The organism is Syntrophorhabdaceae bacterium, assembly GCA_028713955.1.
In the GTDB taxonomy this organism is placed as follows: Bacteria; Desulfobacterota; Syntrophorhabdia; order Syntrophorhabdales; family Syntrophorhabdaceae; genus UBA5609.
The window spans coordinates 21581-37515 of sequence record JAQTNJ010000001.1 but is presented as its reverse complement, the minus strand read 5'-3'; the positions used below and the strand labels follow the sequence as shown (position 1 = coordinate 37515).

The window sequence follows — 15935 nt, the reverse complement described above, 5'->3', positions numbered from 1 at the left end:
GGTCATGAAAGATAAAATACTGTATATTGTCCATTGTGTTGATACTGAAGGGCCGTTGTACGAACCGCTGGAAGCAACCTTTGATCTGATAAAAAAGATCTTTGGGCTCAACATTCCTCCATCAGTTGAAAATCTTCGTAAATTACAAAGCGGAAAAGGCATACCTGCAAATATAAGGTCTCTGGTAAAACATTTTGTCTCTTTCGATGGCAGGCTCAACTATAACACAGATTGGCATATGGTCGACGGAATGCTCAATGAAATATTATCTGAAAAATGGAGAAAACAATACAAAGACGATTTTGATAACGGATGTATATTTAACTGGTTTATTCTTGACCACGTTGGATACAAGGTTAATCCAAGAAGACGGGCACTTGGTTACAATGTCGTTTTTGAACATTATCTGGATAAACTCAAAGAATATAACTGTAAGCACGATGAGACACATTTCCATTTTCATCCAGTATCTTTCTTAAGAGAAGCTCACAAGTCTTCCAATAATTTATCTTATACCAATGAGCATCTCCAGATATTGAGTCGTCGCGTAATCGACCATGGGTGGTTTCCTGCTGCATTCCGTCCCGGTTTTCATTGTGAACGTCCTGATATAAACTTCTTTCTCGAACAGTGGATTCCTTTTGACTTTGCGAACCAGGGGGTGGAAAAAGATAAAGAACGCTACGCTGAACTGCAGAAAGATGTGGGCACCGGACGATACGGCGACTGGAGAAGGGCAACATCCGAGTGGGAGGTCTATCACCCGGATTTTTATGATTACCAGATAAAAGGGGGTATGAAAAGATATATAGCAAGGTGTCTCAACCTCAATTCACGCTTGAGGGCAATCGATGAGTATGAGATAGAAAAGGCCTTTAGAAGGGCAGATTCCGATAAACGGACTATTATGGCTATCGTCAGTCACGATGAAAGGGAGGTGCGGCCATATATAGACCATTGTTATAAATTGGTCAGGAAAGTTCACAAAAAATACCCGGATGTAAAGATTAAGAACTCAGGTGCTTTGCAGGCTATGCGTGCAGCACTGAATCTTAAAAAGGAAAAACCTGTCTCATTTAAGGTTTCTTTAACAAATAGATTATTTACAGTAAGAACCGATAAGCCTTGCTGGGGGCCGCAACCTTATTTCTGTTTTAAAACAAAAACTAATCTTTACATCCATGAAAACCTTGACTATCATGGAGATATGCACTGGAGTTACACATTTGATGCCGATACCATATTCCTGGACCAGCTTGAGTCTATAGGCTTGGCTACTAACGATGATTATGGAAATACCACTGTATGGCGGAAGTCCTTGTGAGGGAATATACCGTCGATTACATCAATGAGTTTGACTTACCGCAGGCACTCCGCTTATTGAGAGATTTTATCGGCAGTGAATCTTATTTTGGTGCAGATAATAAATATGTCCGCTGGCAATACTTCGATTCGCCCTTTAAGACAACGATGGTCGACAAGAACCAATACTCAATGCTTGTCTTTCTTGACGAAGACAGGAATATACTCGCGCTGGATGCCTTCCTCCCATGGAAAACATATGTTGATGGGAAGGAAGCCAAGACTGTATGGGATATCGAGTGGATGAATTTCTCAAAAATTAAAGGCCTTGGGCGGGAACTGGTCAAAAGATTGCGCGGGATGACTGAAATTTATTGTGGTTATGGAGTGAACCAGCTATCTTACAATTCATATGAAAAGCTCGGCTATCCTATGATAAATGAAATAGAGAGAAAGATTGCTGTCATGGATGCAGGAAAATGTCTTTTTTTGTTCGGGAATGATTCAATAAAGGGACAGAAGGAATTTTTAAGGGAATCGGCAGAGCGATGCTCCAGGATAAGGCAGGACTATGTTGTTATCCAAGATTTTTCGGACATATCAGAAGACTACTGGATAGACCATACTCAGCGCTTCGCAATTTCATCGTATAAGAATTTAGAGGTTCTTAAGTGGCGTTACTTAAATCACCCTTACATATATTATAACATCATTACGATAGACCCTGAGGCAAAGAAGGGACTATCAGTGGTCAGACTGGAAAAAATAAAGGGTGTTGACGGGAGGGTGCTTAGAATACTGGAGATGCTGCCAGTGCGTGGTTATGAAGAAGATCTAACGAGGGCTGTGTTAAGCTTTGGCCGTGACCATGGTCTGATACTTGCCGATTTTTTTTGTGTATCAAAAAAATATTGCGATGAAGTATGCAGATCGCCATTTATCGGATTATCCGAACATCGGGAATATGCCGTACCGATGCTCTTCCAGCCGATTGAAGTCAGGGAAAGAAAGAGCATCAACATGGTGTTGGACTGTAACGGTGAATTCAAAAGAGTATCTTTTGAAGAATTTTACGCAACAAAAGGCGACAGCGATCAGGATCAGTCTATCAACGAGGACTATAGAACTGTTAGCCTGTAATATCCTATAAATCACCGATGCGCATTATAAGCTTCAAGAAAAGAAAGGAGCAGGAATATGTATAAAATAAAGTATCTCGATATTTTTGCCTCCGAGATAGCCGAGTTTCTAGGCTTAAAACTTATCGGGAAAGATTTTGTCGTTAAATATCCCTCATCGGTAAATAACTTCGGTAATAAAGCCTTTTTATATTTAAGCGAAAACGATACCATCCCGGAAAAAAAGATTAAAAGACATAAAGATGTTCTTATTTTGACAGCGAAAAAGCTGAGTTCAAAACATGATGGACTATCATATATTATCGTTGATAATCCGAGGGTCAAGTTCATTAATGTCTTGAATGAATTTTTCGTAGAATATGACTCCGTTGTAATATCGCCATCTGCAAAGATCGATGCAAATGCCAGGATTGGATACGGTGTTTCAATAGGAGAGAACACGGTAATAGGGCCTGAAGTGATCATAGGAAACAACTCAAGAATCATGAATAATGTAGTCATAACGGGGCGCGTCAGGATAGGCAATAATTGTTTTATTAAACACAATTCAACAATAGGCAGTACAGGTTATGACTTTGAACTTGATGAAGACGGAAAGCTGATACATTTCCCCCATGTCGGGAAAATATCAATAGGTGATAATGTCTGGATAGGAGCCAACACATGTATAGAAAGCTCGGCTATCGATGATACGGTTATTGAAGACAATGTAAAGATTGACGACCTCGTGCAGATTGGGTCTAACTGTGTAGTGAAAAAAGGTACGATGATTACTGCCGGAGCCATCATCAGCAGGCAGGTTGTAATCGGCAGGCATTGTCTTATCGCGCCGAACGCCAGTATAAGGGATTCTGTGCTGATAGGAAACAATGTAACCATCGGGATAGGGGCGGTGGTTATCAGAGACCTGAAGGACAACGGTGTTTATGCGGGCAATCCAGCACGTTTGTTAAGGAAGAGAAAGGAGGAACAACAGTCACATGATAAAAAATAAACAAAACGAAATGTTTCCTGAAAAGATTCCTCCCTTCCTGAAAAACAAAATGGAAGCTATAAGAAAGGAAAAAGGGGAGAATTCCGGCGACTATAAGGGAATTTATCTGCAGTACAAAAAACTTGGTCTCGAAAATATTCCAACGAAAGAAGAAAACGTCAAGCACTGGGAAGCTGACCTGGATGTCGAACTGGGGGGTCATAAGCTGAGAGGCGTAGAGCGCTTATATCGAAGGAACATGGTAATTGAGCCGACCATGATATGCGCTGCACGTTGCCGGTATTGCCTTCGCGCGGGATATGATACGTTCACTCTCAGTGAATCCGAATTGACAAAAATAGCGCAATACTGCGGATCAAAAGAGTTAAGAGATGAAGTACGGGAGGTTCTTATCACTGGGGGAGATCCATTCATCATCCCGCAGAGGTTAGGTTTTTTTATTGAATCCATCGCCAGGTACGCACCAAACATAAAGATAGCAAGAATAGCGACGCGGCTCTTAACCCAGGACCCGGCGAGGATTGGCAATAATGTTATTGAAATATTCAAGAAGAAGCTTGATATTCGTTTTGAAATCGCAACTCAGATAAACCATCCTGTTGAATTTTTTCCTGAAACAATAGAAAGGTTGAAAGTTTTTAAAGAAATGGGAATTGCCATTTATTCACAGAACGTGCTCCTCAAGGGTGTGAATGATGATATTGCTACCTTGGTAGAACTCTATGACAAAATGAGGGCATTCGGCATTGAGGCACATTATCTTTTCCACTGTTTGCCGATGAAAGGCATGCATCACCTCAGAACCTCCTTGGCAAAAGGTTTGGAACTGGCAAAAAAACTGACGAACAGTGGTGTTATTTCAGGAAGGGCCAAACCAATGTATGCCGCGATGACTGACATAGGAAAGATCACTCTGTATGAAGGTACGATATTAAAAAGGGACAGCCATAACAGGATTTTGCTTCAATCCGATTATCTGTATCAGGAAAGAATCAACTGGAATCCTTCTTGGCAATTGCCCAAAACGGCCGAAGTCGACGAAAACGGTTACCTGCTGATGTGGTACCTTGACGGAAGCGATTCGTGACAACGCTGACATTAAGTGGATCCCGATATGTATCCTGAGATATTCGATTCTCGCCTTGAAAAACTTTCATTGAAAAGACTCTCCGAAGAGGTTGAAAGACCTCTCTTGCTTAAACAATTGGAATATGTTTTCAAAAAAAGTCCTTTTTATAAGAAAAAACTGCAGACGTTTAAAAGCGCCAAAGAAGCATTTAATCATTTTAAATTATTGCCATTTACCGAAAAGAAAGAGATTATCGATGATCAGATAGAATTTCCCCCATTGGGAAGCAACCTGTCTGTTGACAGAAAAAAGGTGATCAGAATTCATCGAACTTCAGGAACGACAGGGCGGCCGGTTTTTATCGCGATGACCGGCAATGATATAGAGGCAACAATTCGGTCAGGAGCACGCTGTTTCTGGGCATCGGGACTTAGACCCGATGATGTTGTTTTCCATTGTTTGAATTACTGCATGTGGATCGGCGGTTATACGGATCACCAGAGTCTTGAAAAGACAGGCGCCTCTGTAATACCTTACGGTGTGGGCAATTCTAAAAACCTGATAGAATCAATCATTGAAGTAAAACCAACTGCCCTTAGCTGCACAGTGTCATATCTGAAAAAACTGGAACTTCTGTTGGAAAATGATTTCAATATGGAGCCTGCCAACCTGAGCTTGACAAAAGGTTTGTTCGGTGGTGAAGGAGGGCTACAGGATAGACAGATAAGAAAAAAGATAGAAGATACATGGGGAATCAAGGCAATGGATGCCAATTATGGTGTTTCAGACGTTCTAAGCATGTTCGGTGGAGAGTGCAGTGAACAGAAAGGGTTGCATTTTATGGGACAGGGCAACCTTTATATTGAGTTGATAGACCCTGATTCCGGAGAAGTATTCCCTATAGAAAAAGGTGTGACAGGTGAATTTGTCTTGACTAATCTTCAGCGTGAAGCGCAGCCTGTCATTAGGTTCAGGACCCATGACATGGTTGAGATACTGGATCATAACAGATGCGATTGCGGAAGGTCGAGTTTCAGGTTCAAGGTCTTGGGGCGAAGCGATGATATGATTGTAGTAAAAGGTCTTAACATATACCCGGTTGCTATCGGCGGGGTCGTTTCAGAGTTTCTTGATGCAATGACCGGTGAGTATCAAATTATTGTTGAAAATAAGCAGCCCGTTGATAAGATCACTGTAGCAATAGAGTACCGCGACGGATTATCAGAGAACGAAAGGGGAAGGCTGAATCTTGCCATAGCAAAAAGAATTAAGGAAAGATTTGAGGTTAACTCCCAGATAGAACTCGTTCCGGCAGGCGCGTTACCAAGGACTGAAGGGAAAACCAAAAGACTTGTCCGGATAGAGCACACCTTATGATTGAAAGAATAATTTTCCTTTTAGAGGGCTATTTTAGCCAACGTGACTATCAGCGGTTTGGAATAGAGACCCTACGGGAAAATGGTTTTGATGTTGAAATATGGGATATGACCCCTACCTTATATGCTAATTATTCAAGAGTTTATAGCATGCCCGATTGTCGTGGCTTGAGTATTTTCAATGATAGACAGCAGGCATATGAAAGACTGTCTAATCTAACGAGCAGCGATTTTGTCGTGAATTTCGTAAGTTATTATTTTTGGAACTTATGGGTCTACTCGGCATTAAGTAAATCATCTGCTTCCTATGCGGTTTTTTGTGCCAATGCTATCCCTGTTGCCAGAGAGATTTATCTCCAGAAAAAAAGAGAAGTGTTGAAGAACTTATTTAGTATGAAATCAACAACGTTACTGAAGCATATATATATGAAAATACCTTTCCGATTTCTTGGTATTAAACCGGTCAGTTTTATTTTTGCCGGTGGGAGCAAATGCATGCAATACCATTATCCCATTAGTAAGGATACAGAGGTGTTGTGGATTCATACTTTAGACTACGACATCTATTTAAAGGAAAAAAGCAGACCTTGTCCGGGGCGTGATATTGCAGTGTTTATAGATGAATTCCTGCCTTTGCACCATGAATATGCCATGTTTAAGTTAGATCCACCGATTGAGGTGGGAAAATATTTTACCTACCTTGACCGCTTCTTTGAATCCGTCGAGAGAAAGACCGGGTATGAGGTAGTTATAGCGGAATGTCCTGAAGCCAATTATGAAGATACCCCGGATTATTTCAGGGGCCGTAAACGCTTTAAAGGACAAACAGCCGGACTTGTTCACGAAAGCAAATTGGTTTTAGGACATTATAGTACTGCCTTAAATTTTGCGAATCTTTTTCAAAAGCCTGTTATTTCCATGTCTTGTTCTGATTTTAGAAAAAAGCCTATAGAGTATCATATTCAAGAGATAGCTAAGTGGTTTGGAAAATCGCCGATTTTTATAGATGAGACTCAAGATATTGATTGGGAATTTGAGCTAAATATAAGTAAAGAGCATTATGATAACTACCGTAATGCTTATATCAAAACAGAGAATAGCCAGGATCTACCCTTTTGGCAGATCGTGGCGAATAGACTGAAAAAAGGATTTTAGAAGGGGAACACATGTCAATATTTGATGGAAAAACAATACTGGTGACCGGCGGGACAGGGTCTTTCGGGAAAAAATTTATTGAGACCATTCTGAAAGAACACCATCCTGAAAAATTAATCGTTTTCAGCCGTGACGAACTGAAGCAATTCGAAATGGCGCAGATGTTTTCTGAAAAAGACTACCGTTGTCTCAGATATTTTATCGGTGACGTGAGGGACAAGGACAGGTTGTACAGGGCTTTTTATGGAGTAAATTATGTTATCCATGCTGCTGCCCTAAAACAGGTACCGGCTGCGGAAAGAAATCCTTTCGAAGCCGTTCAAACGAACATTATAGGCGCTGAGAATATCATAAACGCGGCCATAGATTGCGGCATAGAAAAGGTAATAGCCCTTAGTACAGATAAAGCGTCGAATCCAGTCAATCTTTACGGCGCAACAAAACTTTGTTCCGATAAACTTTTTATTTCAGGCAACTCTTATTCAGGTTGGAGAAAGACGCGGTTTGCCGTTGTGCGATATGGAAACGTCATCGGAAGCCGGGGAAGCGTAGTGCCATATTTTATGAAGATGAGAGAGGCTGGAATAATACCCATAACTGACACAAGGATGACGCGTTTCTGGATAAGCCTGGAACAAGGTGTCAGGTTTGTAATAAGATGCCTCGAGATCACAGAAGGAGGAGAATTGTTTGTCCCGAAGATACCAAGTATGAATATCACAGATCTTGTAAAAGCTATTGCCCCTGATTGCAAATATGAGATCATTGGTATACGACCAGGCGAAAAGATTCATGAGGTACTTGTGACTGAGGATGATGCAAGACACGCGCTTGAATTTGACGATTATTTTATCGTTGAGCCGGAATTCCACTGGTGGACGGCAAAGACCCACATATCGAACGGAGGGAAACCCGTCAAAGAAGGTTTTGTTTATGCCAGCAACACGAACGATAGGTGGTTAACGGTAGAAGAATTGAGGGGATTAGTGAAAGATTCTTAACATAATACAATGCCCCTATAGACTATAATAAATGATGAAGTTGTCAAGTTTTGTATAAAGATAATAAATGACAGATAAGGTTTTATTAATCAGACCCCAGAATATTTACGGCTATAATAATTATCCGCCCCTTAATCTTATTTCATTGGGTACACAGCTTGAAAAGGCCGGCTATAAAGTCAGAATAGTAAATTGTGCTTTCGAACCGGAACCTTTAAAAACTATTGGCATCGAATTGAAGAGTTCTTTGTTTGCCGGTATTTCAATAGTTACATCAGAGGTATCTGATGCTTATAATTTAGTTAAATTTATAAAGGAAAAATCAAATATACCCGTTGTAGTTGGTGGCTGGCATTGCACCTTATTCCCTGAACAGATGGCAGAGTCAGAATATGTTGATTATGTAGTGGCGGGTGAGGGTGAAAAGCACATTGTCAATATTGCCGGGATGGTCCAAGAAAGGAATCCGGGGGGTAAGAAAGTTTTCCAAAAGGAAATCCTTGATCTCGAATCACTCCCATTGCCCGATTATGACATAGATGACAACATCGAGAGGTTCATATCGAGCTATCTGACCGATAAGCTGTCTGAGTATGTCCGGCAGCCTATGCGCTGGCTGCCGTATGAAAGCAGTAGAGGATGTCCCTCGCAATGCACGTTTTGTATTAATACCGTGACGGGTAACACGCGTTACAGGAAAAAGAGCGCTGAAAAGGTTATTTCGGAAATAGATTTCCTTATCAGAAAATATAACTTAACACACCTAAAAATAATTGATGATAATTTTTTCGTGGATATAAAAAGGGTAAGGGAGATATGCGAGGGAATTATCGCGAGAAAGCTTAATATCACGTGGGATGGTGAATGCCGTTGTGACTATTTCAATGACAGGATGCTGAACAACGAGACGCTCTTACTGTGCAAGCGTTCCGGGCTTGTCCAACTTACCCTTGGCATTGAGTCCGGATCACTTCATACACTAAGGATTATGAAAAAAGGCATAACGCCCGAACAGGCGGAACATGCCGTTCAAAAGTGTAACGAGTACAAAATTATTGCCCGCTCATCTTTTATTATTGAGATACCAGGTGAAAATATAGACGATATAAAAAAGACGATTGTCTTTATTAACAGGCTAAGGAGATATCCATATTTTACATGCGGCGCCGGGACTTTCAGACCTTATCCAAAATGCGAATTGACAAAAAAACTCCTGGAAGAAGGATATCTCCGGGAGCCTAAAGACTTCCTTGAATGGACGAATAAAGAAACTATCGACATGTATACTTCTGCAGAGTATATACGGCCCTGGCAGGTAAACGGAAAATACTCCGAAAGTGCTGCCTTTTTTTTAAACATGGAATCATCGGTACGGCTTGGAAACCACCAGATTGACCGGGCAATTGATAGACTAAAAAACAACGTTTTTACATTACTGGCGAAGGCAAGGAATAGGTTTATGTTTTACAGATTTTCTTTTGATAAAGATCTCTATAAAAGATTTTTATTGAATTTTTATAAGCGCAGACAAAACATGGAAAAAAGCGGCTCATACCCGCTGTCGAAGATGGAGACGCATAAGGGGCAATGAGGAAAGTCATTGGGGTCATAACCGCGAGGATGGCGTCCACACGTCTTCCCGGTAAGGTTCTTAAAGAGATAGCCGGCAAGACAAATTTTGCGCATCACGTCGAACGGATGAAGGAGGTGCGGGGAATTGACGGAGTTTTTCTTGCCACATCCATCGATTCTCTGAACGAAGGATTGATCAGGGAAGCGGAAAAACTCGGCTGCGGTTGGTACGCCGGCGCCGAACAGGATGTCGTCGAGCGTCATATAGCGCTATGTGAAAGAGAAAAGTCGGATGCCGTAATAAGGGTAACATGCGATTGTCCCTTGTTCGACATGGAGAGTGCGTCGAGGTTTGCAGAAATATTTAGGGATGAATACCATGATTTTATTTATGTTGCCAATGTTCCCGTGATCTACGGAACATTATCTGAGTTGATCTCTTTTAACGCCATGAAAGAGGTGCACAATCACTATAAAGGGCCTGCAGTAAGCCAGTATATAAGGGAAAATATGGGAGAGTTCAAGACATCCGGGATAGAGGTGAACAATGATCTTTACAGGCCGGAATATCGTCTTACCGTCGATGAACAAGCGGACCTCGAACTTATACGCCATATATATAACGCTCTCTATAAAGGGAAACCCATTTTATTAAAAGACGTCTATGACTGGCTTGACGATAACCCCGAGATAGCAAAGATCAATCGGCATGTCGGTGTAAAAGGGGTCAATATACAGGTCGCAAACCTGACGGAAAGGCCGCTTTTCTCCATCGTGAAGGCAGGCGATAGATACATGATACTTGACCATCAGAAAAAGGTTGTCGGCAGCATTGATTTTTTAGAAAAATTAAGATCTCTCTTCCCGGAATTAGAAGATAAATAAAATAATTGAAACGCTTGGATAAAGTTAAGGATATTTATTTTCGAGCAGATTCCTCGGTTGATATCGGTACCGGGCATATAATGCGATGTCTCACCCTCGCCGATGTTTTAAGGAAAAGGGGTTTAAATATTCACTTTATCTGCCGGAAATATAAAGGCAATATAAACCATATCATTGAAAAAAGAGGCTATATCGTTCATGGATTGCCTCCCCGAATAATGAATAAAACCGATATGCTCCTGACGGAAGAAATATTGAAAAAGGAAAACCGGAGACCGGATTTGTTGGTTTCTGACCATTACGGGATTGATGCGTCGTGGGAATCACACATAAAAGGCTGTGTTCGGAGGGTAATGGTCATTGATGATTTTACCAGCAGGCGTCACCACTGTGACCTTTTGTTAAATCAGAATTTATATAGAAATATGGAAAAGAGATACAAAGGGATGGTACCAGAGGGATGCAGGATGCTGCTCGGCGCAAAGTATATTTTACTGCGTGAACAATTTCTGCCATTAAGAAAGAAGCAGAAACAATTTAATAAAGACGTAAAAAGGATATTGGTTTTTGTTGGTGGTACAGACCCGACAAATGAAACTATGAAAGCCCTGAAAGCCATTGAGCTATTAAACAGGGATGACATTTTAATTGATGTTGTCGTCGGTGTGACAAACCCAAACAAGGATACTATCAAAAAAGTATGCGCTTTGATGCCCAATGCCCGTTACTATTGCCAGGTAGACAATATAGAAGAATTGTTATTTAAGGCAGACATGGCAATCGGCTCAGGGGGTTCTGCATCGTGGGAGAGATGTTTTATCGGTGTCCCATCGATCATTATGAGCTTCGCCGATAACCAGAGAGAAATATCTGAAAACCTTCACCGGGAGGGCATCGCTATAAACCTTGGATGGTATGAAGAGATCACCTCGGAAGACATTGCGGTAGCCATTAGAGGGCTTATGAATAATCCAGCAAAGAGGATGAAGATGATATCAAAAGGGAAAAATATAGTAGATGGAAAAGGGGCATACAGGGTTGCTGATGCAATACAGAAGATGGGCGAAGAAAAAGAATGATAAAGGATCTCAGTAAAAACTTCAATATCGGAGATGTGCGGCTTATCAGCTTCCTTAACCTCAATGGAGAAGAGAAAGAGATGGTGCGGCGGTGGAGAAACAGCGCGGCTATATCCAAATGGATGTACCAGGACCACAGGATATCTAAGAAAGAGCACGCCGCCTATATTAAATACCTGGCAACACGCAGCGATATGTTTTGCTGGGTTGTGAAAAAAAAAGATATATATGTCGGTGTCATCAATCTGAAAAAGGTCGATCAAAAAAATGGTAATGCTTATCTTGGAATCTATACTAATCCCGATAGCGGTATTCCCAAACCAGGCACACTGCTGATCGATTGTCTCAAAAATCTGTCATTTAATATCCTCAGACTCCACACGCTTAAACTGGAAGTTCTGAAGAACAATAGAACAGCGCTCTCTTTTTACAGACGATCAGGTTTTACAAGAGAGGGTGTGCTGCATCAATTTGTTATGAAAGGCGGACAATGGCACGATGTAGTCATAATGGGTCTCATCAACAAAGAAGGGGAATGATGGGTTATATAAAGATTAAAAAGAGATTAATTGGAGAAAATTACCCTGTATTTATTGTTGCTGAATTATCCGCGAACCATAACCAGCGATTAAGCACAGCCGTCAAAACGATCAAGGCGATGAAGGCAGCCGGTGCAGATGCCGTAAAACTGCAAACTTATACGCCAGATACGATAACCATCGATTCAGATAAACGCTATTTCCAGATAAAGCATGGTACAATGTGGGATGGAAGAACACTTTATCAATTATACAAAAGCGCCTACACGCCATGGGAATGGCAGCCAAAATTGAAAGAGATTGCCGAAGATTTGAATCTCATCTGTTTTTCCACTCCTTTTGATAAAACAGCGGTAGATTTTCTTGAAGACATAAAAGTGCCGGCATATAAGGTAGCGTCTTTTGAAATTACTGATTTGCCTCTCATTGAATATATCGCCTCGAAGAACAAACCGGTTATACTATCGACCGGAATAGCCACCCTTGGTGATATTCGTTCAGCAGTAAATGCATGTCATAAAAAAGGTAATCAGCAAATCGCTTTATTAAAGTGTACCTCAGAGTACCCGGCAAATCCCAAGGATATAAATTTAAGAAATATCCCCCAGCTTGTAAAACAATTCAAAACAATAGTCGGTTTGTCTGATCATACTGTGGGTATTACGGTTCCCGTAGCTGCTGTAGCATTAGGAGCAAGAATTGTTGAAAAACATTTCATACTGGATAGAAAGCTTGGTGGACCTGACGCTTCCTTCTCCCTTGAGCCCGAGGAATTCAAGTCTATGGTAAAGACAATCCGAGAAGCCGAGGACGCCCTTGGAAATGATCAGTACCAGATCACGAAAGGCATGAAAAAGAGCAGATGTTTTTCAAGATCCCTGTTTGTGGTTGAAGATATCGCGGCCGGGGAAACATTCAACGAGAAAAACATAAGGTCAATAAGACCCGGCGATGGTATGCACCCTCAATACTATCAAAAACTGATCGGAAGAAAAGCAGTAAAGAACATATTGAAAGGGACACCCTTAGATTGGAAGCTTGTCAAATGAATGATACCAGGGAAAGAGCTCTGGTAATTTACAGGTTAACCTATCTCTGGCTGCCTATTTTGCTATGTCTTAGATTTTTTAAAAGTTACACAATTTATTTCCTTGATATGAGCAAGGCTTTCAGAAATACAGAGAAATTAAACCTCTATGAAAGGCATGGTATCAGATGGGTCAAAAGGGAGTATAATAATTTTTCTTGCTACGCAAGAGCCCAGTCGCTTGCGGTTGAGTTCGCCGAAAATATATTCCAGATAACGAACAAATCAAAGAGCTATTCTATTATAAAGAAACTCCTTAATGTCAGACAGGAACACCAGGGAAAGATTGATGTAGCATGGAAATATTATTTTAACAGAGTTATTACGCCTTTCGCCGAGCAATATGCAGCCGCCGAGTATCTTTTAGCGAATCAAAGGTTTAAAAAAGTGAGAATCATAGCATTCCATTCGTTTGCATCTTTTTTGCGAAAGGACCTTGCCAGCGAATTGAGCGTCACTATTTTCCCTGGCCTTTTATTTTACACAATATTCAATATGGCATACAGTAGTCTGATAGGGATGTTACAAAGAAAGTTTTCGTCATCAAGGAAAATGGGTGAGATACAAAGCATTAATCCAAACCTGGGTGTGTATGAAAAATGTGACATCAACCCCGATATATACAGCGTCGTATATTTTCCGCATCAAGGCGTATATTATGGTGAGATGTTCATGAAGGATCATTTTTACAATGCCAGACCCGACTCGCCTTTTTATAAGTCGAAAATACTGCATGTTTCATTGGGCGAAAAAGACGCGAGTTACATGTCGGGCAGCTATAAGTACTACAAAGAAAATAGCATATCCTATACCGACCTGAACGATATAGCATATGATAAAAAAGTGCTTCACAAAAGCTTGATAATGTTTTTAAAAAATATGAATTTTACTCTTCTGAAAGAAATGTTTGTGTACGGTATATGGTACCTGCTGCTCTCTGTCTTTATTTTCAAGAGGATCAGACGGTGCTGCATGATATTTTCTCAATTCAAAAACCTTAAAGTCGCGCTCGTGGGATATGAATTTCTTTTCCCGAAATACCTGGCAGCAGCTCTGACAATGCTTGATATAAAGATTTGCGCAACAGAAGAAAGGTTCATCATGGCATTTTTCCCTGATAATTACCTTATAATGGATTATTACTTTGTAGCCGGCGACATTATCAGAGAACCGTGCCTGAAAACATCTAAAGTCAACAACTTTTTACCCGTTGGCCTTGTAAGGGTTGATAATTTATATAAATATGAAAAGAAACATATTTACGATGAAAAGTATGATTCAATAAAAAAAACGAAAAAGCTTGTCATGGCCCTTGATTTCTATCTGCCGGCAAATGATATTGACGATACATTACGGCCCGCGGCAAAAGCCTATGAAACAATCCAATTTTATAAGTGCCTCATAAAACTTGCCAATGAATTTCCGTCCCTGTACATTGTAATCAAGGGGAAAGAGGCTGACTCATACAAGAGCCGCTATATAATTGACTTGGTTGAGGTAATCAACGGGACTGAAAATATGGAGATTGAGCTAGATTACGCAAGATACAACCCCTATTTCATTGGCGAAAAGGTAGACCTTACGATAGCCTGCCATACGTCGCTATGTGATGAGCTGCTTGCTGCCGGGAGAAAGGTTATAATATATGAAATAACAGACAGGCTGGACACACTCTTTAACTATAACAAACTACCCATCATCGCAGATAGTTACGAGATACTTAAGTATCATGTCCAGAACTTCATTAATGGTGTCTACCTTGACAAGGATACCATTGAAAAGATCAAGAAGGAATTTTACAGTGACTGCTATCACGGGAACGTTGCGAAGAATATCCGTTTGGAGCTGGAAAAGATTATAGCCGGATAAATGACCAGTAGAATACATAGATGATGAAAAAGATAATAAAAATAATTATCGACAAAACAGGTCTTCGTGGTAATAATGGACTACAGAAAATAGATTCCGCTATTACGAAAATTTCTTCTATGGCCGGGGCCAGTCCTCCATGGAAAAGGAATGAGCGTGAATACTGGCGTTCCCGTGATATGGGCGAAAGACACGGGCCGGAGAATTACCTCCAGGAAGACAACAGCACCTACGTTATGTTCGAGGGGGGACTCCTTAAGGCGCTGGGAGAAAATGCATCATTCCTGGAGATCGGGTGCAACGCCGGCAGGAACCTGAATTATCTCTTGAAGCACGGTTATGCGGACCTTGCAGGGATAGAGATAAACGATGCATCGGTGAACATTGTTCTGAAGGAACATTTCCCGGACCTTTATGAAAAAGGGACATTTTTCACAGGCAATGCCCTTGACGAGATCAAGAAGATACCCGATAAACGTTACGATGTCGTGTTCTCCATCGGTGTCTTTGAGCATATCCCGTACGAAGACAAGGCGCTTTTCAACGAGATCGCAAGGGTGTCGAAACAATATATAGGGATCATAACAAGCGTAAGATCAAGGCTTTTCCACTACAACTACGAAAAGATATTCCGTAATCTGGGTTTCACCACCGTTGAATACAGGCTCTTTTACGGGGAGAACTGTAATTTTGGTCTGCCTGTTGAGCCATACAATACAAAAAGGCATGCATTTGATTCAAAATTTCTCAGGATATTTATTAAAAACAGAAAGGAATAGCCTTATTTTTCAATGTGGGGATTTAAATAAAAAGGTTTATCATCGGACAAATAAGTTTATTCCAGATAAATAGCTGAGTTTCGTGCCAG

General features: G+C 40.9%; 14 protein-coding genes. All 14 read left to right on the top strand.

All coding sequences use genetic code 11. The features are described 5' to 3' along the window. Positions 1-4: 4 nt before the first annotated feature. Entirely contained in the window at positions 5-1324 is a 1320-nt protein-coding gene (locus PHU49_00160; protein ID MDD5242404.1) for an ABC transporter ATP-binding protein, read from the top strand. Between the two features lie 146 nt (positions 1325-1470). Beyond that, complete coding sequence (locus PHU49_00155; protein MDD5242403.1) at positions 1471-2442, top strand: hypothetical protein; 972 nt, start codon at positions 1471-1473, stop codon at positions 2440-2442. 57 nt (positions 2443-2499) lie between these two features. Further along, positions 2500-3435, top strand: coding sequence for a DapH/DapD/GlmU-related protein (locus PHU49_00150; protein ID MDD5242402.1), 936 nt, complete (start codon positions 2500-2502; stop codon positions 3433-3435). Beyond that, positions 3422-4522 (top strand): hypothetical protein, encoded by a 1101-nt coding sequence (locus PHU49_00145; GenBank protein ID MDD5242401.1) that lies wholly within the window; start codon positions 3422-3424, stop codon positions 4520-4522. The genes PHU49_00150 and PHU49_00145 overlap by 14 nt, the downstream gene beginning before the upstream one ends. A 27-nt stretch (positions 4523-4549) precedes the next feature. Next, complete coding sequence (locus PHU49_00140) at positions 4550-5881, top strand: hypothetical protein (GenBank protein ID MDD5242400.1); 1332 nt, start codon at positions 4550-4552, stop codon at positions 5879-5881. Next, the gene (locus tag PHU49_00135; protein ID MDD5242399.1) at positions 5878-7035 is read left to right on the top strand and encodes a hypothetical protein; all 1158 of its coding nucleotides are present in this window, start codon (positions 5878-5880) and stop codon (positions 7033-7035) included. The genes PHU49_00140 and PHU49_00135 overlap by 4 nt, the downstream gene beginning before the upstream one ends. Positions 7036-7046: 11 nt before the next feature. Further along, on the top strand, positions 7047-8036 hold the full coding sequence (gene pseB, locus PHU49_00130; protein MDD5242398.1) for a UDP-N-acetylglucosamine 4,6-dehydratase (inverting): 990 nt from the start codon (positions 7047-7049) through the stop codon (positions 8034-8036). Between the two features lie 67 nt (positions 8037-8103). Next, positions 8104-9627: a radical SAM protein gene (locus tag PHU49_00125; GenBank protein MDD5242397.1), complete on the top strand. Its 1524-nt coding sequence runs from the start codon at positions 8104-8106 to the stop codon at positions 9625-9627. Then, entirely contained in the window at positions 9624-10493 is an 870-nt protein-coding gene (locus PHU49_00120) for a hypothetical protein (protein ID MDD5242396.1), read from the top strand. The genes PHU49_00125 and PHU49_00120 overlap by 4 nt, the downstream gene beginning before the upstream one ends. 14 nt (positions 10494-10507) lie before the next feature. Then, positions 10508-11572 carry a UDP-2,4-diacetamido-2,4,6-trideoxy-beta-L-altropyranose hydrolase gene (gene pseG, locus PHU49_00115; GenBank protein ID MDD5242395.1) on the top strand — a complete coding sequence of 355 codons (1065 nt, stop codon included), beginning with the start codon at positions 10508-10510 and terminating at the stop codon, positions 11570-11572. Continuing rightward, the gene (pseH, locus tag PHU49_00110) at positions 11569-12111 is read left to right on the top strand and encodes a UDP-4-amino-4,6-dideoxy-N-acetyl-beta-L-altrosamine N-acetyltransferase (protein MDD5242394.1); all 543 of its coding nucleotides are present in this window, start codon (positions 11569-11571) and stop codon (positions 12109-12111) included. Before pseG ends, pseH begins: the two co-directional genes overlap by 4 nt. Next, complete coding sequence (gene pseI / locus PHU49_00105) at positions 12108-13160, top strand: pseudaminic acid synthase (protein MDD5242393.1); 1053 nt, start codon at positions 12108-12110, stop codon at positions 13158-13160. The genes pseH and pseI overlap by 4 nt, the downstream gene beginning before the upstream one ends. 710 nt (positions 13161-13870) lie before the next feature. Beyond that, a complete protein-coding gene (locus PHU49_00100) occupies positions 13871-15067 on the top strand; it encodes a hypothetical protein (protein MDD5242392.1) in 1197 nt (398 codons plus the stop codon). 20 nt (positions 15068-15087) lie between these two features. Next, positions 15088-15846, top strand: a complete 759-nt coding sequence (locus PHU49_00095; protein MDD5242391.1) for a class I SAM-dependent methyltransferase — start codon at positions 15088-15090, stop codon at positions 15844-15846. Positions 15847-15935 lie beyond the last annotated feature (89 nt).

Excerpts from the sequence above, each read along its gene's own strand:
- PHU49_00160 (MDD5242404.1), top strand. The coding sequence starts at position 5 with ATGAAAGATAAAATACTGTATATTGTCCATTGTGTTGATACTGAAGGG.
- PHU49_00155 (MDD5242403.1), top strand. The coding sequence starts at position 1,471 with ATGGTCGACAAGAACCAATACTCAATGCTTGTCTTTCTTGACGAAGAC.
- PHU49_00150 (MDD5242402.1), top strand. The coding sequence starts at position 2,500 with ATGTATAAAATAAAGTATCTCGATATTTTTGCCTCCGAGATAGCCGAG.
- PHU49_00145 (MDD5242401.1), top strand. The coding sequence starts at position 3,422 with ATGATAAAAAATAAACAAAACGAAATGTTTCCTGAAAAGATTCCTCCC.
- PHU49_00140 (MDD5242400.1), top strand. The coding sequence starts at position 4,550 with ATGTATCCTGAGATATTCGATTCTCGCCTTGAAAAACTTTCATTGAAA.
- PHU49_00135 (MDD5242399.1), top strand. The coding sequence starts at position 5,878 with ATGATTGAAAGAATAATTTTCCTTTTAGAGGGCTATTTTAGCCAACGT.
- pseB (MDD5242398.1), top strand. The coding sequence starts at position 7,047 with ATGTCAATATTTGATGGAAAAACAATACTGGTGACCGGCGGGACAGGG.
- PHU49_00125 (MDD5242397.1), top strand. The coding sequence starts at position 8,104 with ATGACAGATAAGGTTTTATTAATCAGACCCCAGAATATTTACGGCTAT.
- PHU49_00120 (MDD5242396.1), top strand. The coding sequence starts at position 9,624 with ATGAGGAAAGTCATTGGGGTCATAACCGCGAGGATGGCGTCCACACGT.
- pseH (MDD5242394.1), top strand. The coding sequence starts at position 11,569 with ATGATAAAGGATCTCAGTAAAAACTTCAATATCGGAGATGTGCGGCTT.
- pseI (MDD5242393.1), top strand. The coding sequence starts at position 12,108 with ATGATGGGTTATATAAAGATTAAAAAGAGATTAATTGGAGAAAATTAC.
- PHU49_00100 (MDD5242392.1), top strand. The coding sequence starts at position 13,871 with ATGAAGGATCATTTTTACAATGCCAGACCCGACTCGCCTTTTTATAAG.
- PHU49_00095 (MDD5242391.1), top strand. The coding sequence starts at position 15,088 with ATGATGAAAAAGATAATAAAAATAATTATCGACAAAACAGGTCTTCGT.